Annotated in this window: 20 protein-coding genes and 3 tRNA genes; 3 read left to right on the top strand and 20 right to left on the bottom strand. The window is 59.3% G+C overall.

Features of this window, described 5'->3' with window-relative positions; genetic code table 11:
• Positions 1–2 precede the first annotated feature (2 nt).
• Both RYC17_RS07195 and RYC17_RS07190 read left to right on the top strand, forming a co-directional pair.
• Positions 3–1,136 carry a nitrilase-related carbon-nitrogen hydrolase gene (locus tag RYC17_RS07195; RefSeq protein WP_316902679.1) on the top strand — a complete coding sequence of 378 codons (1,134 nt, stop codon included), beginning with the start codon at positions 3–5 and terminating at the stop codon, positions 1,134–1,136.
• Positions 1,137–1,138: 2 nt separating this feature from the next.
• A complete protein-coding gene (locus RYC17_RS07190) occupies positions 1,139–2,179 on the top strand; it encodes an AraC family transcriptional regulator (RefSeq protein ID WP_316902678.1) in 1,041 nt (346 codons plus the stop codon).
• Between the two features lie 6 nt (positions 2,180–2,185).
• Here the strand turns inward: RYC17_RS07190 and RYC17_RS07185 are convergent, their stop codons facing one another.
• Positions 2,186–2,443 carry a hypothetical protein gene (locus RYC17_RS07185; protein WP_080396360.1) on the bottom strand — a complete coding sequence of 86 codons (258 nt, stop codon included), beginning with the start codon at positions 2,441–2,443 and terminating at the stop codon, positions 2,186–2,188.
• Between the two features lie 283 nt (positions 2,444–2,726).
• Here RYC17_RS07185 and ilvA point away from each other — a divergent pair, with 283 nt between their 5' ends.
• Positions 2,727–4,262, top strand: coding sequence for a threonine ammonia-lyase, biosynthetic (gene ilvA, locus RYC17_RS07180; RefSeq protein WP_410478450.1), 1,536 nt, complete (start codon positions 2,727–2,729; stop codon positions 4,260–4,262).
• A gap of 158 nt (positions 4,263–4,420) precedes the next feature.
• On the opposite strand, the gene RYC17_RS07175 is transcribed toward ilvA, so the two are convergent.
• The 19 genes from RYC17_RS07175 to RYC17_RS07085 all read right to left on the bottom strand — a co-directional run bounded on the left by RYC17_RS07175 (position 4,421) and on the right by RYC17_RS07085 (position 21,924).
• Positions 4,421–5,248, bottom strand: a complete 828-nt coding sequence (locus tag RYC17_RS07175) for a DUF2242 domain-containing protein (protein WP_058402709.1) — start codon at positions 5,246–5,248, stop codon at positions 4,421–4,423.
• 233 nt (positions 5,249–5,481) lie between these two features.
• Positions 5,482–5,558 (bottom strand) — tRNA-Asp (locus RYC17_RS07170).
• A 115-nt stretch (positions 5,559–5,673) separates the two neighbouring features.
• A tRNA-Asp gene (locus tag RYC17_RS07165) sits at positions 5,674–5,750 on the bottom strand.
• Positions 5,751–5,816: 66 nt separating this feature from the next.
• Positions 5,817–5,892, bottom strand: a tRNA-Val gene (locus RYC17_RS07160).
• Between the two features lie 149 nt (positions 5,893–6,041).
• Positions 6,042–6,806 (bottom strand): SDR family oxidoreductase, encoded by a 765-nt coding sequence (locus tag RYC17_RS07155; RefSeq protein WP_161939121.1) that lies wholly within the window; start codon positions 6,804–6,806, stop codon positions 6,042–6,044.
• 50 nt (positions 6,807–6,856) lie between these two features.
• Positions 6,857–8,068 (bottom strand): O-succinylhomoserine sulfhydrylase, encoded by a 1,212-nt coding sequence (locus RYC17_RS07150; protein WP_058401688.1) that lies wholly within the window; start codon positions 8,066–8,068, stop codon positions 6,857–6,859.
• Between the two features lie 21 nt (positions 8,069–8,089).
• The gene (gene purF / locus RYC17_RS07145) at positions 8,090–9,598 is read right to left on the bottom strand and encodes an amidophosphoribosyltransferase (protein WP_004657889.1); all 1,509 of its coding nucleotides are present in this window, start codon (positions 9,596–9,598) and stop codon (positions 8,090–8,092) included.
• A gap of 12 nt (positions 9,599–9,610) precedes the next feature.
• Positions 9,611–10,198, bottom strand: coding sequence for a CvpA family protein (locus RYC17_RS07140; RefSeq protein ID WP_002552712.1), 588 nt, complete (start codon positions 10,196–10,198; stop codon positions 9,611–9,613).
• 118 nt (positions 10,199–10,316) lie between these two features.
• Positions 10,317–10,982, bottom strand: a complete 666-nt coding sequence (locus RYC17_RS07135; RefSeq protein WP_058401687.1) for an SPOR domain-containing protein — start codon at positions 10,980–10,982, stop codon at positions 10,317–10,319.
• A complete protein-coding gene (folC, locus tag RYC17_RS07130; RefSeq protein WP_058401686.1) occupies positions 10,966–12,270 on the bottom strand; it encodes a bifunctional tetrahydrofolate synthase/dihydrofolate synthase in 1,305 nt (434 codons plus the stop codon). Before folC ends, RYC17_RS07135 begins: the two co-directional genes overlap by 17 nt.
• Positions 12,267–13,187, bottom strand: coding sequence for an acetyl-CoA carboxylase, carboxyltransferase subunit beta (gene accD / locus RYC17_RS07125; RefSeq protein WP_002552709.1), 921 nt, complete (start codon positions 13,185–13,187; stop codon positions 12,267–12,269). The genes folC and accD overlap by 4 nt, the downstream gene beginning before the upstream one ends.
• Before the next feature lie 253 nt (positions 13,188–13,440).
• Entirely contained in the window at positions 13,441–14,061 is a 621-nt protein-coding gene (locus tag RYC17_RS07120; RefSeq protein ID WP_058401685.1) for a phosphoribosylanthranilate isomerase, read from the bottom strand.
• A 61-nt stretch (positions 14,062–14,122) separates the two neighbouring features.
• Entirely contained in the window at positions 14,123–14,947 is an 825-nt protein-coding gene (gene truA / locus RYC17_RS07115; protein ID WP_011168144.1) for a tRNA pseudouridine(38-40) synthase TruA, read from the bottom strand.
• A 158-nt stretch (positions 14,948–15,105) separates the two neighbouring features.
• Positions 15,106–17,940 carry a FimV/HubP family polar landmark protein gene (locus RYC17_RS07110; protein WP_058401684.1) on the bottom strand — a complete coding sequence of 945 codons (2,835 nt, stop codon included), beginning with the start codon at positions 17,938–17,940 and terminating at the stop codon, positions 15,106–15,108.
• 109 nt (positions 17,941–18,049) lie between these two features.
• The gene (locus RYC17_RS07105) at positions 18,050–19,060 is read right to left on the bottom strand and encodes an aspartate-semialdehyde dehydrogenase (RefSeq protein ID WP_316902677.1); all 1,011 of its coding nucleotides are present in this window, start codon (positions 19,058–19,060) and stop codon (positions 18,050–18,052) included.
• Between the two features lie 85 nt (positions 19,061–19,145).
• On the bottom strand, positions 19,146–19,706 hold the full coding sequence (locus RYC17_RS07100) for a DUF1285 domain-containing protein (protein ID WP_316902676.1): 561 nt from the start codon (positions 19,704–19,706) through the stop codon (positions 19,146–19,148).
• A 20-nt stretch (positions 19,707–19,726) separates the two neighbouring features.
• The gene (locus tag RYC17_RS07095) at positions 19,727–20,329 is read right to left on the bottom strand and encodes a DUF4823 domain-containing protein (protein WP_002552702.1); all 603 of its coding nucleotides are present in this window, start codon (positions 20,327–20,329) and stop codon (positions 19,727–19,729) included.
• Between the two features lie 123 nt (positions 20,330–20,452).
• A complete protein-coding gene (locus RYC17_RS07090; RefSeq protein ID WP_004657874.1) occupies positions 20,453–21,115 on the bottom strand; it encodes a TetR/AcrR family transcriptional regulator in 663 nt (220 codons plus the stop codon).
• Positions 21,116–21,270: 155 nt separating this feature from the next.
• Entirely contained in the window at positions 21,271–21,924 is a 654-nt protein-coding gene (locus RYC17_RS07085; RefSeq protein ID WP_316902675.1) for a LysE family translocator, read from the bottom strand.
• Positions 21,925–22,244 lie beyond the last annotated feature (320 nt).

Below are 22,244 nucleotides of genomic sequence, written 5' to 3'. Positions count from 1 at the left end.
TTATGCGCAAACTCTTCGCCATCTGTCTGATCCTGCTGAGCGTAGCCAGCCTTGTCAGTTACGCAGTCTGGACCGGACAACGTCCGGCGGGCCATTACCTGTCCGATCTGCGCATTCGCCTGGCAATCAATGAAGGCGAGCCCAGTGAACGCGGAAACCTGCTTGGCATCGAGCCGGAGCTGTTCCCCACGGACTACCAGAACACTGACCGACTGCACCGCAAGCTGGCAGCCTATCTGCAACAGGCCCGCGATTACGGGCTGATCAACCACAGAACGGTGGTAGTACTCCCCGAGCATATCGGCACCTGGCTGTTCGCCAGTGGCGAGAAGGATGAGCTTTATCAAGCCGCAACGGTCGATGAAGCGATGGACTGGCTGTCCTGGAGCAATCCGCTGCAATTCATCATGGCGATGCTCAGTGCCGAAGGCCGAGACCGTGTAGATGACGCCCATCTGCGCCTCAAGGCAAGATCGATGGCACGTGACTACCAAGCACTGTTCGGCGGCCTGGCCAAAGAGTTCGGTGTAACACTGGTGGCAGGCTCGATTGTGCTGCCGGAACCGAGTGTCGAAAACGGTCAGTTGAAAGTCGGTAAAGGTGCCCTGTACAACAGCAGCCTGACATTCGGCAGCGATGGCCAGCCGCTCGGCCAGCCTCAGCGTCAGCTGTACCCGGACCGTTTTCAGAAACGCTACGTGCACACGGCGAGCGACGCCCCATTGAATGTGCTCGACACGCCCGCAGGGCGTCTGGCCGTGCTGATCGGCAGCGACAGTTGGTACGCGGACAATTACGCACGCTTGAATCAGAGCGGCGCGCAACTGATTGCGGTGCCTGCTTTTGTGATCGGCAAGGCCGCCTGGTCCGAACCGTGGCGCAAGCCTCGGCACTCAGACATCGATATGGCAGCCGACAATCCCAGCGAGGGCGAAGCCTGGCATCGCCTGACCCTGATCGGCCGTCCTGCGCAAAGCAGTGCACAGGCAGGAGTCAGCGTGTTCATGCGTGGGCAGTTCTGGAATCAGGGCGTTGCCGGGCAAAGTTTTGCCAGCCACGCAGGTCAGACAATTGCCGAACCGTCGTCTGACAATGGCCCCGCTGGCGGTGCCCGTCTGATCAACCTCTGGCTTTGACGATGCCTACCTTGACCCTGCGCCTTGGTGACCTGTCGGTCGGCTACATCCAGAGTCTGGCCGGTGCGGTCACTCGCTTAGGCAAGAATCCTGATCCGCTGCTCGAGCAGTACGGTCTGGACCCCGCCCGCCTGAGTCAGGCGGGTGCGCGACTGTCGATCCCGCGCTATATGCGCCTGGGACATGCTGCCATACAGCTTACCGGCCAGCCCGGGCTCGGCTTGCACATGGGCCAGCTCAGTCGTTTAGCGCATGCAGGTCTGGCGGGCGTGACCGCCGCCCAGGCTCCCACAGTGCGCGAGGCCGCCCGCACGCTGATCCGTTTCGAGCCATTGTATGCGTCCAACTATCGCGGTCAGTCGAGCTTTCACGAGGATGCGCAAGGCGCCTGGATGCGCTTCTATTCAATCAGCCCCTATAACGCGTACAACCGCTTTGTTGTGGACTCGATCCTGGCGGGCTGGCTTGCTCAGCTCTCGACACTGGCGGGCACAGGGCTGCGTGCACAACGCGTCGAGATCGAATTCGAAGCGCCTGACTACGCCGCGCAATACGCCAGCCTGAGCGACAGCCCGGTGATATTTGCCGCCGCCACCAATCAATTGCGCCTGGATCAGAACTGCCTTGCATTACGCAACCCGGACCACTGCCCGAGTACCTGGCGGCATCTGCTGCAATTATGCGAAGCCGAGCTGGAGCAACAGACCCGTACCCGCAGCTTGCGTGAACGCATCATTCAACTGCTTGGGCCGCTATTGAACGGCGGCAGGGAACCGGATCTGGAAGAAGTGGCGGCAAGGCTCAAGTTGCCGACCTGGACACTACGACGCAAGCTGGCCGAGGAAGGCACATGCTTTCGCGCCGTGCTCAATGACACGCGGCGTGATCTGGCGATGACTTATATTCGCGACACTGAACTGGCGTTCGGGGAGATCGCCTACCTGCTGGGGTTCGCTTCTGCCGAAGCCTTTCAACGCGCCTTCAAACGCTGGAACGGACAGACTCCGGGAGAGTTCCGCCGCAGCCAGCGCCAAAGCGCATGAAGCCGTTCATAGCTCGGTAGCGTCGTCGGCAGGCTCTACCGGGTCCAGCTCCGATGCACGGTATTCAAGCAGTTCTTCCTGGTATTCGTCCATTTCTTCGCCCTCTTGGCTGATTGAGTATGGGTGATAATTAAAGCTGAAATAACTGACCGCAAGATCAACATTAAAGTGCCAATGTGAAATAAAAATGTTGATCCCTATCAAACAGACGAAAAAGATCGTCGCCGATTCAGCACGTGTCGCTATACGCTGCCAGTCAGGCACTATTGACTTGCAGGCCCGTGTCGACCTAACCTCAGGGCCATGAACCTCATCAAGCAAAACCTCGGCCAGATTATTATTACCGTCATTCCAGTCATGGCGGGTTAGCCGACGTTTGCAAAAACCCGCCCTGGAGGCGGGTTTCTTCTGTCTCCTGGGCAACATTATTGAACCAGGAGTCAGACATGATCGTTATCCCTCGCTCTATCGCCCTTCGTGCTTCACTGAACCTGATTATCGCTCTGCCATCTGTTGCGGCGCTGCGCATGTATGAGGGATCAACGCGATGAGCCAAGGCCAGCACGATCTGCTCAACCATTACGCCCGCAAGATCCTCACCTCCCGCGTTTATGACGTGGCTATCGAAACCCCGCTGCACGGCGCCCGCCAGCTGTCAGAGCGGCTGGGCAATCAGGTGCTGCTAAAACGCGAAGACCTACAGCCGGTATTCTCCTTCAAGATTCGCGGTGCGTACAACAAGCTGGCGCAATTGACCGCAGAAGAGGCCGCACGCGGCGTGGTCACGGCCTCGGCGGGCAATCACGCGCAGGGCCTGGCGCTGGCCGCGCGTGAACTGGGCATTCTGGCGACCATCGTCATGCCGCGCACCACCCCGGAAATCAAGGTCGAAGGCGTGCGCTCGCGGGGCGCCACAGTGGTGCTGCACGGCGATTCATTCCCGGAAGCGCTGGCCTACTCGCTGAAGCTGGTCGACGAACAAGGCTTCGTCTACATCCACCCGTATGACGACCCCGACACCATCGCCGGGCAAGGCACCGTGGCGATGGAGATTCTTCGCCAGCAGCCGGGGCAACTGGACGCTATCTTCGTACCGGTCGGTGGCGGCGGTCTGATCGCGGGTATCGCTGCGTACGTGAAATACCTGCGCCCGGAGATCAAGGTCATCGGTGTAGAGCCGGACGACTCCAACTGCCTGCAAGCGGCAATGGCCGCCGGGGAGCGCGTGGTGCTGAGCCAGGTCGGGCTGTTTGCCGATGGAGTGGCGGTGGCGCAGATCGGCCATCACACCTTTGAAGTGTGCCGTCATTATGTCGATGAAGTGATCACCGTCAGCACCGATGAAATATGTGCGGCGATCAAGGACATCTACGACGACACCCGTTCGATCACCGAGCCCTCCGGCGCGCTGGGCGTGGCCGGGATCAAGAAATACGTCGAGCAGCGCGGCATCAGCGGCCAGACGCTGGTGGCGATTGATTCAGGGGCCAACGTCAACTTCGACCGCTTGCGGCACGTGGCCGAACGTGCAGAGTTGGGCGAAGGCCGCGAGGCGATCATTGCCGTGACGATTCCTGAACAACCGGGCAGCTTCAAGGCGTTCTGCGAGGCCATCGGCAAGCGCCAGATCACTGAATTCAACTACCGCTACCACACCGACCGTGAAGCACACATCTTCGTCGGCGTGCAGACTCACCCGGAGAACGACCCGCGCAGCGCACTGATCGCCAGCCTGACCGGGCAGGGTTTTCCGGTGCTGGACCTGACCGACAACGAACTGGCCAAACTGCACATCCGCCACATGGTCGGCGGGCATGCCGAGCGCGTCGACGATGAAGTGGTGCTGCGTTTCGAATTCCCTGAGCGGCCGGGCGCGCTGTTCAACTTCCTCAACCGCCTGGGCGGACGCTGGACCATCTCGATGTTCCACTACCGCAACCACGGCGCAGCAGACGGCCGTGTGGTCGCTGGTCTGGTGGTGCCGGAGGAAGAGCGGCATCTGGTGGGCGCAGCGCTGGACGAGATTGGTTACCCGTATTGGGACGAGAGCGAGAACCCGGCGTACCGCTTGTTTCTGGGCTGAGGACGTAGATACTCCTCGTTCCTCATGCGGACCGGCATAGCTACGCGGAGCATGGGCGCGATAGAGGTTCTCTGGACACCTTGATTATCGTCCCCACGCTCTGCGTGGGGATGCAGTTCTGGACGCTCTGCGTCCGCCGTGCATGATCACGACAGCCGTTATTGAGCGGGCTCAGCCTCGGCTGGCTTGGCGCTGTCTGCTGGCTCGGCTGCCGGTGTGTCGACCGTTTCCGCCTTGAACGATGCAGGCTCGGCTGGCGCTGGCAATGGTTCGCTTGCCGCAGGCGGCGTGGCTGATTCGGCAGCGGGTTCGGCCTTGGCGGGCGACTCCGTTGCTGCTGGAGCCAGTTTGGCGGGTTCGGCCGCCTTGGCCGCCTTGGCAGGCTCGGGTGCGGCAGGGGCTACATCAGGAACACCCAGATCTGCCTTGGGCTTCTCGACAATATGCGCAGCCTTTTTCACTTCCGGTGGCAGGAAGTTTTCCACCAGACCGAAAAAACGCTCGTAGAACTTCGCCGATGACACGGTTTCACTGGCCACCTTGACCATCGAGTCATCAGTGGAGCCTATCGGCATCGAGACGGAACCCAGCACTCCAACCCCGAGGCTGGCCGAGTTGTTGGTCTTCTTCAGCGCATAGCGGTCCTGCAGAGCGTTGGCGAACATGGTGGAACTGCCATCCTTCGCATCAGCAGCGCACACCAGATTGAAGCTGATTTCAATATGCGCATCGCCGGTCTGTTGAAAGCTCTTGCGACCGGCAATCATCTTCGGATCGCTGCTGGTGATGATATAGCCCTGGCTCAACAAGGCACGCCGCCCCGCTTCGCAATAAGCCAGGTCGGTGGCGGGATAACTACGCGAGAAGGTCCCGGCGTCATCGAAATGTTCGTGGTCATACACCGCCTGCTTCGGCGATGAACAACCAGCTGCCATCAACACGGCAGAGATCCAGAATGCGGTACGAACGTTCAGTAGCTTAAACATCGAAAATCCTGAGGAAGGAAAAGACTGCCAGCAAGACTGCGAACTGGGAAATGGCGGTAAGTCTGCAACAAGGCCGACGCTGGATCAACGTACAGATCAAAAGGATTTGGATACAACACGTGTTCAGGACAACCACCCTACTCGCCTACGGACAAAACGCAGACAACAAAAAAGCGACCCGAGGGTCGCTTTCGTGTTTGCTTCAAGGAGTTCAAGGGCCTTGAAGCGATGTATGGCGCAGCGGACGGGACTCGAACCCGCGACCCCCGGCGTGACAGGCCGGTATTCTAACCGACTGAACTACCGCTGCGTATCGCTGTAAACCTGTTTGAAACAAACCTTCGGTAGTTTGCTTCCTGTACTTCTGATTAAAAGACCCTTGGGCTTTTCAATCGCAGACCCGGCGAACCCGATCTGTACAAATATGGCGCAGCGGACGGGACTCGAACCCGCGACCCCCGGCGTGACAGGCCGGTATTCTAACCGACTGAACTACCGCTGCGCATTGTGGACTTGCGTCCTTTTGATACTTTGAAAGCCCTCGTACTTCAGCTTTCAAACTCAACGATGGTGGGTGATGACGGGATCGAACCGCCGACCCGCTGCTTGTAAGGCAGCTGCTCTCCCAGCTGAGCTAATCACCCTTTGCTTCGTTGAGGCCGCGAAATTTACGCACCTAACGAACCTAAGTCAATAGCCTGATTGAAGTTTTTTAAAAAACAGGCTCAATCGCAAAACCGCTACCACACATCAAAAGCACAACAAAGAGTCAATGTAGGCAGACTGCACAAAACTATTCGGCGTAGACCATCTTGCGCGTCATGCCACCGTCGACCACAAATTCCTGCCCGGTCACGAAACCGGCGTTTCTGGACAACAACCACGCAACCATCGCGGCAACATCTTCCACCGTCCCTACCCTGCCGGCAGGATGCTGGGCGTGATCGGTCTCGGACAACGGCTCGGCCTTGCGCAACGATGGGTCGCGCGCATCAATCCAGCCGGGACTGACGGCGTTGACACGTATCTCCGGCCCCAGACTGATTGCCAGTGCGTGCGTCAGCGCCATCAGGCCGCCCTTGCTGGCCGCGTAAGCTTCGGTATCGGCCTCGGACTGGCGGGAGCGAGTCGATGTGAGGTTGACGATGCTGCCACAGTGCGCGCGCAAGTAAGGCGCGCAATGCTTGGCGAGCAGCATCGGGCCACCAAGATTGACAGCCAGCACCCGATTCCAGTGCGACAGCTCAAGACTTTCAAGCGTAGTGTTATGCGGGTCGGCGATCGCTGCGTTGCACACCAGCGCATCAAGACGGCCAAACTGCCTGAGCACCTCGGCCACACCTGCGGCAACCTGCTCTTCACTGGCAACGTCCATGGCAATGAACAGGGCGTTTTCACCCAGCGCACCCGCCACCTTGACGCCCCTTGCACGATCCAGATCGGTCAGCACGACTTGCCAGCCCTCGGCAATCAGCCAAGCCGCGATGCCAAGCCCGATGCCGCGCGCGGCACCCGTCACCAGCGCGACACGGCCGTTGTGGGTGCTGGCAAATTTCAACGCCCACTCTTCGCCCGTCTCGCCACTGTTTTTGTTACCGGCCTTGTCGCTCACAACGCCGCCAGACCACGAGCCAGGTCGGCTTGCAGGTCAGCCACATCTTCCAGGCCCACAGCAACCCGTATCAGACTGTCGCGAATACCCGCTGCCTCACGCTCTTGAGGCGCCAAACGACCATGAGACGTGGTGCTCGGGTGGGTAATCGTGGTTTTGCTGTCGCCCAGGTTGGCTGTAATCGAGATCAGCCGCGTGGCATCAATGAAGCGCCATGCGCCATCCTTGCCACCCTTGACTTCGAAACTTACCACCGCACCAAAACCCTTTTGCTGACGCTGCGCCAGCTCATGCTGCGGATGGCTCTTGAGCCCGGCGTAATGGACCTTTTCAATACCGTCCTGCTGCTCGAGCCACTCGGCCAGCGCCTGGGCATTGGCACAATGGGCGCGCATCCGCAGGTTCAGGGTTTCCAGGCCCTTGAGGAAGATCCACGCGTTGAACGGGCTGAGTGTCGGCCCGGCGGTGCGCAGGAAACCCACCACTTCCTTCATCTGCTCGCTGCGGCCGGCAACCACGCCGCCCATGCAGCGACCCTGGCCGTCGATAAACTTGGTAGCCGAATGCACGACGATATCAGCACCCAGCAACAGCGGCTGCTGCAAGGCCGGCGTACAGAAACAGTTGTCGACGATCAGCATCGTACCTTTGGCGTGAGCGATTTCAGCCAATGCAGCGATGTCCACCAGCTCGGCCAATGGATTGGACGGCGACTCGACAAACAGCATTTTGGTGTTGGGCTTGATCGCCGCGTCCCAGCCGCTCAGCTCTGCGAGCGGAACGTAATCCACCTCGATGCCAAAGCGTTTGAAGTACTTGTCGAACAGGCTGATGGTCGAGCCGAAGACGCTGCGCGACACCAGCACATGGTCACCGGCACTGCACAGGCTCATCACGACCGCCAGGGTCGCCGCCATGCCGGTGGCCGTAGCGACGGCCTGTTCGGCGCCTTCCAGCGCGGCAATGCGCTCTTCAAAAGAGCGCACGGTCGGGTTGGTATAGCGCGAGTAGACGTTGCCGGGCACCTCGCCAGCGAAACGCGCGGCCGCATCGGCAGCCGTGCGAAAGACATAGCTGGAGGTAAAGAACATGGGGTCGCCATGTTCACCTTCCGGGGTGCGGTGTTGCCCGGCACGTACGGCAAGGGTATCGAACCCCACACCTTCAAGGTCGCTGTCCAGCCGACCTGCATCCCATTCCTGAGTCATGCCGCCCACTCCTTGTCCAATTTAGTTGTTGTACAGATCGATGATCGCGCTCACGGCCTGAGTCTTGATCTTGGAGGCGTCGTTACGCGCGCTCTCGATCCTGTTCAGATAATGCTCGTCGATGTCACCGGTCACGTACTTGCCATCGAAAACCGAGCAGTCGAAGTTATCGATCTTGATCTTCTTGCTGCCACTGACCGCTTCGATCAGATCATTCAGATCCTGATAAACCAGCCAGTCGGCACCGATAAGGTCGGCAACGTCCTGAGTGGAGCGGTTGTGGGCGATCAGCTCGTGAGCACTCGGCATGTCGATGCCGTAGACGTTGGGGTAGCGCACGGCAGGGGCCGCCGAGCAGAAGTAGACATTCTTGGCACCGGCTTCGCGGGCCATCTGGATGATCTGCTTGCAGGTCGTGCCGCGCACGATGGAGTCATCCACCAGCATCACGTTCTTGCCGCGGAATTCCAGCTCGATTGCGTTGAGCTTCTGACGCACGGATTTCTTGCGTGCTGCCTGGCCCGGCATGATGAAGGTCCGACCGATGTAACGGTTCTTGACGAAACCTTCGCGGAACTTGACGCCCAGATGGTTGGCCAGTTCCAGCGCAGCGGTACGACTGGTGTCCGGAATCGGGATGACCACATCGATGTCGTGATCCGGACGCTCGCGCAGGATCTTGTCGGCCAGCTTCTCGCCCATGCGCAAGCGCGCCTTGTAGACCGAAATGCCGTCGATGATCGAGTCTGGACGTGCCAGATAAACGTGTTCGAAGATGCACGGTGCATACTTGGGGTTGGCCGCACACTGGCGGGTATGCAGCTTGCCGTCTTCAGTGATGTAGACCGCTTCGCCCGGTGCCAGGTCGCGAATCAGGGTAAAGCCGAGCACGTCCAGCGACACGCTCTCCGACGCGATCATGTATTCGACGCCTTCGTCGGTATGACGCTGGCCGAACACGATAGGACGAATGGCGTCCGGGTCACGGAAGCCGACAATGCCGTAGCCGGTGATCATTGCCACGACCGCATAGCCGCCACGGCAGCGATTATGCACGTCGGTCACTGCGGCGAAGATATCCTCTTCGGTGGGCTGCAACTTGCCACGCACGGCCAGCTCATGAGCGAAGACGTTGAGCAGCACTTCCGAATCGGAATTGGTGTTCACATGGCGCAGGTCGGATTCGTAAATCTCCTTGGCCAGTTGTTCGACGTTGGTGAGGTTGCCGTTGTGCGCCAACGTGATGCCATAAGGCGAGTTGACGTAGAACGGCTGGGCCTCTGCTGACGTCGAGCTGCCCGCCGTTGGATAGCGCACATGACCGATGCCCATATGCCCGACCAGGCGCTGCATATGACGTTGATGAAACACATCACGCACCAATCCGTTGTCCTTGCGCAGGAATAACCGGCCATCGTGGCTGGTTACGATACCGGCAGCGTCCTGGCCGCGGTGCTGGAGGACGGTAAGCGCGTCATACAGCGCCTGATTGACGTTCGACTTGCCGACGATACCGACGATGCCACACATGCGACACAACCCCTACTTAGTGGAACTGGATTTACCGAGCACATCCTGCGGCATTGTAGACGGCAGGATCTGTTCCTTGAACGGCAGATCAGCGGGTACGCTGATGCCGCTGGCGAGCCACTTGCTGGACATCCCTAGAATCAGGTTTTTCGACCAGTCAGCGACCATGAGAAATTGCGGCACCAGCCTGGACTGCTGCCACCATTGATCCTGTTGCACCGGCCCCAGGCTCAACAGCCCTACCGCCACAACGACAAGCAGGCCTCCGCGCGCTGCGCCGAAGACCATGCCGAGAAAACGATCGGTCCCGGAAAGCCCGGTGACGCGAATCAGCTCGCCTATCAGAAAGTTGACCATGGCGCCTACCAGCAAGGTGGCGACAAAAAGAATGGTGCAGCTCGCAATCACGCGGGCCGAGGGTGTTTCTATGTAATTGACCAGATACTGCGACAGCCCTGCGCCGAACATCCAGGCCACAACGCCTGCAATGATCCACGTCGTCAACGACAGTGCTTCTTTTACGAAGCCGCGCTTCAGACTGATCAGGGCGGAGATGGCGACAATTCCCAGAATTGCCCAGTCAACCGGAGTAAATGGCACGTTGCAGCCTGCAGACGGATAAGGCGGCGCATTTTAGCAGAGCGCCCGCCTGCCGGTAAGCAGCGATTACCGGCGCGAGGCATTTTCCTTTGATGCAAGGGCACAAGGTGCCGAACGGTCAGCCCCGCTCAGGCTGAAAGCGCACCACAATGCCTTTGAGCTTTTGCTGTTTGTCGAGCTGATCACGCAGACGATCAGCTTCGGCACGCTCGATAAGCGGGCCGACAAATACCCGATTAACGCCATCGGCAGTGCGAATGTAGGCATTGTAACCCTGAGTTCGCAGGGTCTTTTGCAGGTTGTCGGCGTTGGCACGGTTGGACATGCTTGCCAGTTGAACCGACCAACTGATCGACAGCCCGTTGGCATCGACGCCAGCAGGTGCTGCTGGCTTGGCGGGTGCCGCCGGGGCTGCGGGGGCTGCCGCAGGCGCAGGTGCAGGTGCCGGCTTGGCAGCAGGCTTCGGCGCCGGGGCGCTGGCAACCGGGGGTGCAGCCGGAGTGCTTGGGGCAGGCGCGATCGGCATGGACGGCGGCTGGCTGCTGCTCATGTCATCGTCGTTGGGCACAGGCTCCTGAGGCAGGGCCTGAGGCTCCGGAACAGGCACCGGGTCGACACGGATCTGCGAAGCAGCAGGTGCCTGGGGTGCGGACGGTGCATCGACCCGCACCTGACGCGTTTCATCTTCACGTGTGAAGAGCATGGGCAAGAAGATCACCGCCACAGCAATCAGTACCAGTGCGCCAACCATTCGCTGCTTGAATACGTTATCCAGCAAAGCCATTTGCAGCGTCCTCATCGGTGTACCGGGCCAACCATTCCAGGGCCTCGGCAACACAGTAAAATGATCCGAACAGCAGAATCTCGTCATCGGGCGTGGCGTGCGCGCACTGAGCTTCCAGCGCCAACGCAACACTCTGATAGGACGTCACGCAGGCGCCAAGGTTCTGCAAGGCCGAATGCAACTCTTCTGCGGGTCGGCTGCGCGAGGTAGGAAGCGGTGCAACGGCCCACTCATCGATGACCGGGACCAGATGCGCGACTACACCTTCAAGGTCCTTGTCACTCAACAGGCCGAATACGGCGCGACGCTTGCCGGCAACCGGTTGGCGCGCGAGGCATTGCTCCAGAAATTGCGCCGCATGGGGGTTGTGCCCCACATCGAGGAGCAGATTGAGCCGCTTGCCTTGCCAGCTGACAGTTCTGCGATCAAGACGACCGGCGAGCCGGGTCTGCGCCAGAACCTGCCCTACTGCATCCGTTTGCAGCGGGTACCCCAGCAAGGCAAACGCCTGAAGTGCCAACGCTGCGTTCTGCATAGGCAGGTCCAGCAGTGGCAGACCGCGCAGTTCGACCTGTTCGCCGTGAGCAACACCACGCCAGTCCCAACTGTCCTTGCCTATCGAGAGGTCGAAATCACGACCACGCATCAGCAGCGGGCAACCCAACTCACGAGCCTTGGCCAGCAGCGGCTCGGGTGGTTCCGGATCGCCGCACAACGCTGGGCAACCGGCACGAAAGATTCCGGCCTTTTCGAAGGCGACCGACTCACGGGTGTTACCCAGATATTCGGCGTGATCAACACCGATACTGGTGACCAGCGCGAAATCCGCATCAACAAGATTTACCGCATCCAGGCGACCACCCAGACCGACCTCCAGAACCACCGCATCCAGCCGGGCCTGTTCGAACAGCCAGAATGCCGCCAGCGTGCCCATTTCGAAATAAGTCAGGGTTACATCACCACGCGCCGCTTCAACCGCCGCGAACGCATCGCATAACTCCAGGTCGGTGGCCTCGACACCCTGCACTTTCACCCGCTCGTTATAGCGAATCAAATGTGGGGAGCTGTAGACACCGACTTTCAAGCCCTGAGCCTGCAACAAGGCAGCGACAAAGGCACAGGTTGACCCCTTGCCGTTGGTGCCCGTCACCGTAATCACCCTGGGAGCCGGACGCGTAAGCCCCAACTGCTGCGCTACCTGCCGGGAACGATCCAGCCCCATGTCGATGGCGGATGGATGCAGTTGCTCCAGGTAAGCGAGCCAGTCGCTCAGGGATGTAGAGGTCATATCGTGGCCGGTGCCGGTGGAACGACGATAGGCTCGATGACCGGCGCTACAAAACGAGGCGTCGGCAGGTTCATCATCTGCGCCAGCAGGTTACCCAGACGCGGACGAAGCTCGCTACGCGAGATGATCATGTCGATAGCACCGTGATCCAGCAGGAACTCGCTACGCTGGAAGCCCTCTGGCAGCTTCTCGCGAACGGTTTGCTCGATCACGCGAGGACCGGCGAAACCGATCAGCGCCTTGGGCTCGGCAACGATGACATCCCCCAGCATGGCCAGACTGGCGGAAACGCCGCCGTAGACCGGGTCGGTCAACACCGAGATAAAGGGCAGGCCTTCTTCACGAAGACGTGCCAGAACGGCCGAGGTCTTGGCCATCTGCATCAGCGAGATCAGTGCTTCCTGCATGCGTGCACCGCCGGAAGCGGCGAAGCAGATCATCGGGCAACGATTTTCCAGGGCGTAGTTGGCGGCGCGCACGAAACGCTCGCCGACAATGGCACCCATGGAACCGCCCATGAACGAGAACTCGAACGCTGAAGCCACCACCGGCATGCCCAGCAACGTGCCGCTCATGGAAATCAGCGCATCCATTTCACCGGTCTGTTTCTGCGCAGCGGTCAGGCGGTCCTTGTATTTCTTGCCGTCACGGAACTTCAGACGGTCGACCGGCTCAAGATCGGCACCCAGCTCTTCGCGGCCTTCGACATCCAGAAAAATGTTCAGGCGGGCACGCGCGCCGATACGCATGTGGTGGTTGCACTTGGGGCAGACGTCCAGGGTCTTTTCCAGCTCCGGGCGATACAGCACCGCCTCACAGGACGGGCATTTGTGCCAGAGGCCTTCGGGAACCGAGCTCTTCTTGACCTCGGAACGCATGATCGATGGGATCAGTTTGTCTACCAACCAGTTGCTCATGCTTTATATCTCCAGTACCGGTGTGGCTCGAACGACTGACAAATCAAACGCCAGTCGCATGCCCTCAGATAAATTCGTATATGGACGACGATGAAAGGATAGCGATCGACCCAAGGCCGGACCTGCACACCCCTCACCCCCGATTTTTCACAACGACGGCGTTGCACCCTGGCACCACCGCTTACTTGATTCGACCCGCATGCCTTGTGGCAGGGACAGGCTTATGGACGGCGGCCGACCGGCAACCGTCACATCAGGTGCCATGCACTGCACTCATGAACGCAAGGATTTTTTCCCGATCCTTGATGCCCTTGCTCTTTTCGACACCGCCGCTGACATCCACGGCGTAGGGCCGGACCTGGGCAATGGCCTGTGCCACATTCGCCGACGTCAGCCCGCCCGCCAGAATGACCGGTTTATCCAGATCGTCCGGAATCAGCGCCCAATCGAAGGTTTCCCCGGTACCGCCAGGAACACCCTCTACATAGGTATCGAGCAGCACGCCTCGCGCATTGCGATAGGTACGGCAAACCTGAGCGATGTCATCCCCCGCCTTGACCCGCAAAGCCTTGATGTAGGGACGATGATAACCGTCGCACTCCTCCGGCGTTTCATCGCCATGAAACTGCAGCATGTCCAGCGCAACCGCATCCAGCGTCTCGTTGAGTTCGCAGCGGCTGGCGTTGACGAACAGGCCGACAGTGGTGATGAACGGCGGCAACGCGGCGATGATGGCGCGAGCCTGCAACACCGTTACCGCACGCGGGCTTTTCGGGTAGAACACCAGGCCAATTGCATCGGCTCCCGCCTCGGCTGCAGCCAGAGCATCCTCTATGCGGGTAATCCCGCAGATCTTGCTGCGAACGGCTGACATGTAGTGAGTAACCTCAGACCTTTCGGAAAGTCCCGGATGTTAGCAAATGCTGCTCGGGTCGTCAGCCGTCCAGTTCTGCAAAGCCCGTAAGAAAATGCGGACCTACAAAACGCTCGGGCAGCGGAAATTCATCACGGTACTCGACCTGCACGAGGTACAGACCATAAGGATGAGCCGTCACACCACCGGTACGCCGAACCCGGCTTTCCAGCACATCCCGCGCCCACTCGACCGGACGTTCGCCAGTGCCGATGGTCATCAGAACACCGGCGATGTTGCGCACCATATGATGCAGGAAGGCATTGGCGCGCACGTCGATCACGATCATCTTGCCGTGACGCGTCACGCGCAGGTGGTGCAACTGTTTGACTGGCGACTTGGCCTGACACTGGCCGGCGCGAAAAGCGCTGAAGTCATGAGTACCGACCAGATACTCGGCTGCCAGTGCCATGCGCTCCACATCCAGCGGGCGGTGATTCCACGTGATTTCCTGATTCAGGTGCGCCGGGCGAATCTGATCGTTGTAGATCACGTAGCGATAACGACGGGCAATGGCCTTGAAGCGGGCATGAAACGTAGCGGGCATGACCCGGGCCCAAGTTACGCTGACGTCATGGGGCAGATTGATATTTGCGCCCATGACCCAGGCCTTCATGGTGCGCTCGGCCTGCGTATCGAAATGCACCACCTGCCCGCAGGCATGCACGCCAGCATCTGTGCGGCCGGCACACATCAGTGATACCGGTGACGCAGCCACTTTTGACAAAGCGTCTTCAAGAGTTTCCTGCACGGTCAGCACACCGGATGCCTGACGTTGCCAGCCGCAATAGCGCGAGCCCTTGTATTCAACGCCCAGCGCGATTCGGGAAAAGCCCTCGGCAGCCATTTCAGCTGCCGGGTTGTCTATGTTCGCCAAAGTGGTACAGCCTGTCGGTTCGCGAAAAGTCGGTCATTATACGGTCGCAAGAAAAACACGCTACCAAGCCGGACAATTGAAATGCAAACGGCCGCATAAGCGGCCGTTTGCAGGTTGCCTTAGTGGGATCAGGCCAGCCGCGAAAGCATCTCACGCGCTTCGCTTTTCTGTCCGTCATCGCCCTCGGTGACCACTTCGTCAAGAATATCCCGGGCACCGTCTGCATCGCCCATGTCGATATAGGCGCGCGCCAGATCAAGCTTGGTTGCGGCTTCGTCAGTGCCGGCCATGAAGTCGAAGTCCGGTTCGTCATCCAGTGCCGCGGCATCTTCGGCCGTGAACCTTGGTTCATCGAGCGGCGGATGCTCGAGATTCTGCGAAAGCCGGTCCAGCTCGGCATTGACGTCGTCGATTTCGGTCGCGAATGCCTGACTGGCCTGATCGGTTTCAATCTCGTCCGCCAGCGACAGATCAAAGTCTTCCGGAAGCTCGAGATCATCACTGACAGGCGGCACAGAGGGCGTTTCACCCAGATCAAGCGGGTCACTACCAAGGCCGAGCAGGAAGTCATCTTCGTTCTTGAGCGCCGGATCTTCTTCGGACAGGTCCAGATCGAAGTCGGCAAGGTCTTCCGGCGTAGTCGCCGCACGGGCCTCTTCCTGTTGCTGCATGATCGACTCGAAGCTCAGCTCCTCGTCATCCGCTGCTGCCGACACCTTCGGCTCATCCAGCATCAGGTCGTCAAGCTCGTTCACAGTGGTGACTTCAGGCGTGGGCGCTTCTTCGAACTCGTCCAGGCTCAAGTCAAAATCGTGATCGAACGGGTCCGCCTCTTCGGCAGGTTCAGCGGCCAGCGGCGTAACCACTTCAGGTTCGGGCTCGGGATCTGCTGTTACAGCGATTTCAGGCTCAGGCTCAACCTCTTGCTCTGCCGAATCATCGGCCAACAGCTCTTCAACATACTTGGCGTCAAGCTCTGCAACCAGCGCAGCAGCACTGGCAGCTGCTGCCGCCGCGGCCACTGCCGGAGCAGCCGACGCAGTGGCAGATTCAGAAACCGCTGGCGCAGCAACAGGCGCTACCGGTTTCAGGGTCGAGTTAAGTTCTTCCTGCTGCTCGACCTCAGCTTCACGCTTTCCCGCTGCCACCAGTTTGCGTTCGTGGGCTGCGTAGGCTTTGTTATTACCCTGCTCGGCGTAGATTTCCATCAGCTTGAGGCGAATATCATCGCGCTTCGGATCTTCCTTCACCGCTTCCTCAAGCAATTCGACAGCCTGATTCATGCGCCCGTAAGCAATATGAATCTCGGCCTGAAGCAACGGATCGGCAGGACGCTCGCGAGCCGCGGTGGCAGCGGCGGCGGCACCAGCGGCCCCCATGCGAACATTCGGTGGTGGCACGTCCAGGCCGTCGAAGCTGGCTGGCGGTGCATTCATGTCCATGTCTGAAACAAAATCCGACTCCTCAGCCAGAGCACGCGCCATGCGCTTGTGCTTCTCGGCTTCGGCCTTCGCAGCGCGACGACGCGCCAGGAACAACAGCAACAAGGCCAGAATCAACAATACGGCACCGCCGATCAGGCCAAGCAGTACTGGGTTGTTGAGGATCTTCTGCAGCGCGTCTTCATCTTCGGCTGCAGCCACCGGCTCCACAGCCAGCGGCTGATCGGCTGCCGGAGTCGCAACCTCGGCGGCACCTGCCGGCAATGCATCTTCAGGAGCAATCTCGCCAGCCGGTTTGACCGGAGCACCATTGGCATCGACCAGCGAAGCAGGCACTGCCGCATTGGCAGGTGTGGTTGCTTGCGGGGTGGCAGCAGCCGGAGGCACAGTTGCACCGGCGGCCTGCATTTTGGCCAACTGACCGTTTTTCAGCTCAATCAGGCGCTGTAGTTTGTCGAGCTGGCTTTGCAGGTCGTTCATGCGGCTTTTCAGCTCGGCATTATCACGACGCGTGGTGTCCAGCGCTTCCTGAGCCACCGCCAGCTTGTTGCCAAGATCACTGTCGCCAGCTGCACCTTTTGCCGCAGGCTTGCCGCTTGCCGAAACCAGGCTCAGGTTGTCGGAGGTATCGACCTTTGAAGGAGCAGCGCCAGCGCGATCACGGCGGGTCGCATCGACCTGGCGCGTGCCGGCAGGCAGGCGACGGCCTTCACGCCAGGCGCTGTACTGCCGGGAAACTTCTGCAACTGCCTGCGGTTGTGGCAACGCGGTGGTTTGCTGCGGAGTCGGAAGGCGCAGCACCTGCCCTTTCTTCAAGCGGTTGATGTTGCCACCGATGAACGCTTCCGGATTCAACGCCTGAATGGCCAGCATGGTTTGCTGGACAGTGCCGCCAGTACGTACCTTCGCGGCAATTTCCCACAAGGTATCGTTATTGGCGGTGACATATTGTGCCTGTTTGTCCGCGGCGGGCGGCGGCAATGCTGGCGCACTGGCGGCAGGTGCTGGAGCCTCGGGTGCCGCAGACTCTGCCGACGGCGCTACCGTCGCCAGTTGCGCGGGTGCGGCAGGAGCAGCAGCTGGTGCCGGGGCGGCGGCCGCAGCGGCGGCCTCTGGAGAAAACTTCGGAGGATCGAGCAGAAGGCTGTATTCACGCAGCAACCGGCCATTTGGCCAGAGCACCTGAACCAGGAACTTCACATAAGGCTCGCGCACCGGCTTGCTGGAAGTAATGCGCAGGACACTTTTACCGCTGGCGTTGATAACCGGGGTAAAAGTGAGATCGTTGAGAAATGCCTGACGGGTAACACCCGCCTGAGCGAAGTCGGCAGTGGTCGCCAGGCTCGGCACAACTTGCGTTGCGTTAAGCCCCTGCGCCTCGGTCAACTCGATTTCCGCTACCAAGGGCTGATTCAGGGTCGACTTGACCGACAATTCCCCGAGCCCCAGCGCCTGCGCCATACCCGATGACAGCGCTGAAGCCGCAGCGATTGCTAATACCAGTTTACGAACCTGAACCATAGCCCATCCCTTGTTTAAAGATTCCCCGAGATCCGGGGAGGTAGTCCTGCATTTGGGTGTAAGGCGTATCGCCGCTAAAACAATTATTCAAATTGTTGCCAAGTATCTTTTACACATAGTCTTTTATCAACAATTCGCCAACCTGCACAGCATTCAGCGCAGCACCTTTTCGCACATTATCTGATGTCAGCCACAGATTGAGCTGCTCGGGATCGTCGGTTCCCGCCCGAACGCGTCCCACATAAACCACGTCCTGCCCCACAGCATCACCCACCGGCGTAGGGTAATCACCGGCATCGACCAGTTCGATTCCGGCGGCAGACTCGAGTGCCGCACTGATTGCCGCAACATCGACCGAACCTGCGGTGCGCAGCGTTACGGTAAAGCTGTCGCCAAAGAACACCGGCACTTGAATGCAGGTGGCAGAGACTTTGAGCGATGGCAGCGTCAGCAGTTCGCGTAATTCATCAACCAGACGCCGTTCCAGCGGCAAATGCCCCGACTCGTCAGGCGTACCCACCTGGGCCAGTACGTTGAACGCCATCTGACGATCAAAAAAGCGGGTTTCCAGCGGACGGACATTCAACAGCTCGGTAGTCTGACGCGCCAGCTCGCTGACACCTTCGCGCCCGAGTGCTGAGACCGCGAGACAGGCCGTGACTGTCACGGACTGGATATCGATCAACCCGCGCAACGGCGCCAGAGCCAGTGCGACTGCAGTGGCAGAGGCGCTCGGGCTGGCCACCAGCGAGGCGACCGCGCCGCTGTGCAAAAGCGTAGCATTTATTTCCGGCACGATATTAGGTGCCTGCACGGCGGAAAATGCACCGGACAAGTCGACGACCGAGCACCCCGCCGCCACGGCCTTTTCGGCGTAACTGCGGCTTACCGCCGGGCCAGCGGCGAAGAATGCCAGGCGCACCTTGCTGAAGTCGAACTCATCGACTTCCCGTACGCGTACATTCTTGCCCCGAAACGGCACCGAGTGACCCGCAGACTCGATACTTGCCAGCAGGTGCAGATTGCCGACCGGGAAGTTGCGCTCCTCCAGCACCTGGACAACGGTTTCGCCGACAGTACCGGTTGCGCCGATTACGGCGATATCAAAGGACTGGCTCATGCAAAAACCTCAGGGAAATCAGGGAGCGGCACTTTAACTGTCGCACTGGCGACAGGCAATTCAAGCCGGCAAATAGCCGTGTTTTTCAAGGTTCAAGACCCACCGGAAAAAACACGCCATGACTCCAGACACCCAGCCAGCGCTGCCCGCTGATCTCGCGGGAGACCGCCAGCTCGACCAGTTGATAAAAGACATTGCGGTGAATCAGCGCCTCAAGATTGCTCCGCACATGGATATACGGCGCTGGCTCCTGAGTATCAGGGTGTGTCACAACCCGCAAAGGGTGCTCCGGCCCCGCTTCAGTCTGATCCTCGACATTGGTCAGGAAGCGCAGCACCTGACCCTCACCCTCTCCCAGCACCTCAAGGGTGACGGCGACAAAAGGCGCATCATCGACCTTGATGCCGACTTTCTCGACAGGGGTGATCAGAAAATAGTCATCGCCGTCGCGACGCATGATGGTCGAGAACAACCTGACCATCGGTTTGCGGCCGATCGGCGTGCCCAGGTAATACCATGTCCCGTCCCGGGCGATACGCATGTCGATATCGCCACAGAAATCCGGATTCCACAAATGAACAGGCGGCAACCCCTTGGTTTTGGGGATCTGCGCAAACAGATCACCCGCCTTGTTTGAATCGGTCACTCCACTCTCCTGACGCTGGCCTAACGTTCGACGCCCAATAAGGTACGAGCGTAGTCCTCAAGAGGCGGACCCAGCAAATCTTCGGGGCTTTTGTCGTAAAGCGTCAGCAATCCGCCACGGCTGCGAATACGCGCGCTGTCGATAAGATAACGGGTGCTGGTTTCGATCAGCATCAGTTGAATGACACCGCTGTCGACACCCAGACGGTCCACGGCTTCCTGATCGGCCCACTGATCGCCGGTACCGATGCGATCATCGGCCTTGGCGAAACGGGTGTAGAGCAAATAGTGTGCACCTGCACTGCGCGCCTCGATCATGGCCTCATCCAGGCCCATTGGCCCACGGGCACGGCGAACCATCGGGAAGTACTCGATGAACCCCTTGAAGGCCTCTTCAGCCACCACATTGGGCCGTGGGTAGGCATTGCCTGGCGGCACGAAGGCACCTTGCGCGATGTAAATGAACGAGTCGGGCTGCACACGCCAGTTGGCAGTACGGCGAGTGTCACTGTGATCGAGCAGACCCGCATCGCTGAATTGCTCGCGAACACCCTCGCCCATGTCACTGACTTTCATGCAGCCACTCAACGCCAGAAGCGCGAGCAGCATAACCAGGCTACGCATTATCCCCTCCCAAATGCCGGTGACGGAAAACCGGCGAATGGTCGTCGGATGCAGCTTCCGCGCCATCTCTGGCACAGCAGGCACCAAAGCCTTGAAGCAGATGCTCAAGACCTGGCCGGAGCGTTATTCCGTAGCAGGGTCAGGCTTGGGCTCGGCGATGACGTCGGCATCGCGCTTGCGCTTGTTGCCCATACGCACGCCGATGTCCATGAGGAAGTGGAAGAAGCCTTCCTGATCTTCCAGCACATTGCTCCAGAACGGCGAGTGGTACAGCGCAACGGCGCCATGCACCAGCGCCCAGGCAGCACAGTAGTGGTAGTAAGGCGGGACATCTTCAAGCTTGCCTTCGGTGATGCGGCCTTTGATCAGCAGCGTCAGGTGTTCGAAGTTGGAGGCGCGGATCTTGTGCAGCTCTTCGACCAGCTCGGGCACCTGATTGCCCTTGACCACTTTTTCCTCCAGGCGGTCGAACAGACGATAGCGCTGAGGATCACGCATACGGAATTCGAAGTAGGCACGTGAGAGCGCCTCCTTGTCCTTGTCGACATCAGCGGAGTGCAGCAGCTCGTTCAGGTCCCGCTCATAGTCGAGCATCAAGCGCAGGTAGATTTCTGCCTTGGACTTGAAGTGCTTGTAGATGGTGCCTTTGCCAATGCCGACGGCGTCCGCGATCATCTCGACGGTGACGCTGTCTTCGCCCTGCTCCAGGAACAGCTTTAGCGCGGTGTCGAGAATTTCCTGCTCACGGCGGCGAAATTCACGGACCTTACGAGGTTCTTTCTGCATAGAGAGGTCTGTCAGGATCGAAATCGAAGCCGGGTATTATGCCCAATCGGCGCTAAATTGCACGGATCATCCTTACTTGTCGACCTTTATGAACGAAACCGGCAAAAAATTCGAAGTCTGGCGTCCGCTTCGCAAACCGGATACACGACGGCATGCTACGACGCAGGCAGTACCGGAGATGCAGCGACAAACTCCAGGTAACCCGTGATCACTACATACAACGTGAAATAGGCAAAGATCAGCGCCGAGGCAATGTAGGACCAGCGCAACATACGCTCCCCCATGAAACGCCCACCCTGATGTGCCAGCGCACACAGCGAGATCGACCAGACCACGCCCGCCGCACCGAACCCGGCAAGAAAGGTCGAGGCACTGGCAAGATCAGAGCCCTGTCGAGCAATCAGCGCACCGCCGACTGCAGCAAACCAGAGAATGGCGCTGGGTGATGACATCGCCAGAAAAATTCCGTGCAGGAACAACGCCACGCTGGATTTTTCCGATTGAACATCCTGATTATCGAGACCGGTGCTGACCGCGGTGGCGCTCATGACCATCCTGAAGCAGAACCAGGCTAACACCGCCGTACCGCCGAGCCAGAGCACGTAGCGTACGGCTTCATATTGCAGCAACACCGCCATGCCGAGCATGGCCAGCACCGCATAGACCAGATCGCCGACACAGGTTCCCAACCCAAGCCATAGGCCCTTGGAAAACCCGCGCTGCATGGACAGCGTGATCATGGCTATGTTTGCCAGGCCAATATCCAGGCATAGCGACAGACTCAGTAGAAAACCGTTGGAAAACTCCACTCGAACACTCCGACCAGGCACTGAAAAACCTCGGCATGCCTGATCTGCTGGCGTACACGGGCTAATTTGATGCGATGGCCTTGTATCCCGTCCGGCAAAAAGTGCTCATCAAGGACTCAAGAATCGCTTTAGTATTCCAAAACTGTTTAAAAAACGATCAAAAGGCACTGGACGGTACGCCATGCTGGGCAATACTTAAGCCGCTGACGGGTCATCATTCCCCAAATGACTCGCCAGTAAAGGTGCCTAAGGACTAGCGTGCCTTTGTTTTACTCCTAATGGTCTTAACCCGGCTTCACCCCCCCAGAATCCGGGTTTTT

Origin of the sequence: Pseudomonas syringae group sp. J248-6 (assembly GCF_032586995.1) — a bacterium.
GTDB classification, from domain to species: domain Bacteria; phylum Pseudomonadota; class Gammaproteobacteria; order Pseudomonadales; family Pseudomonadaceae; genus Aquipseudomonas; species Aquipseudomonas amygdali.
This window is presented reverse-complemented; position numbering and strand designations above follow the sequence as displayed.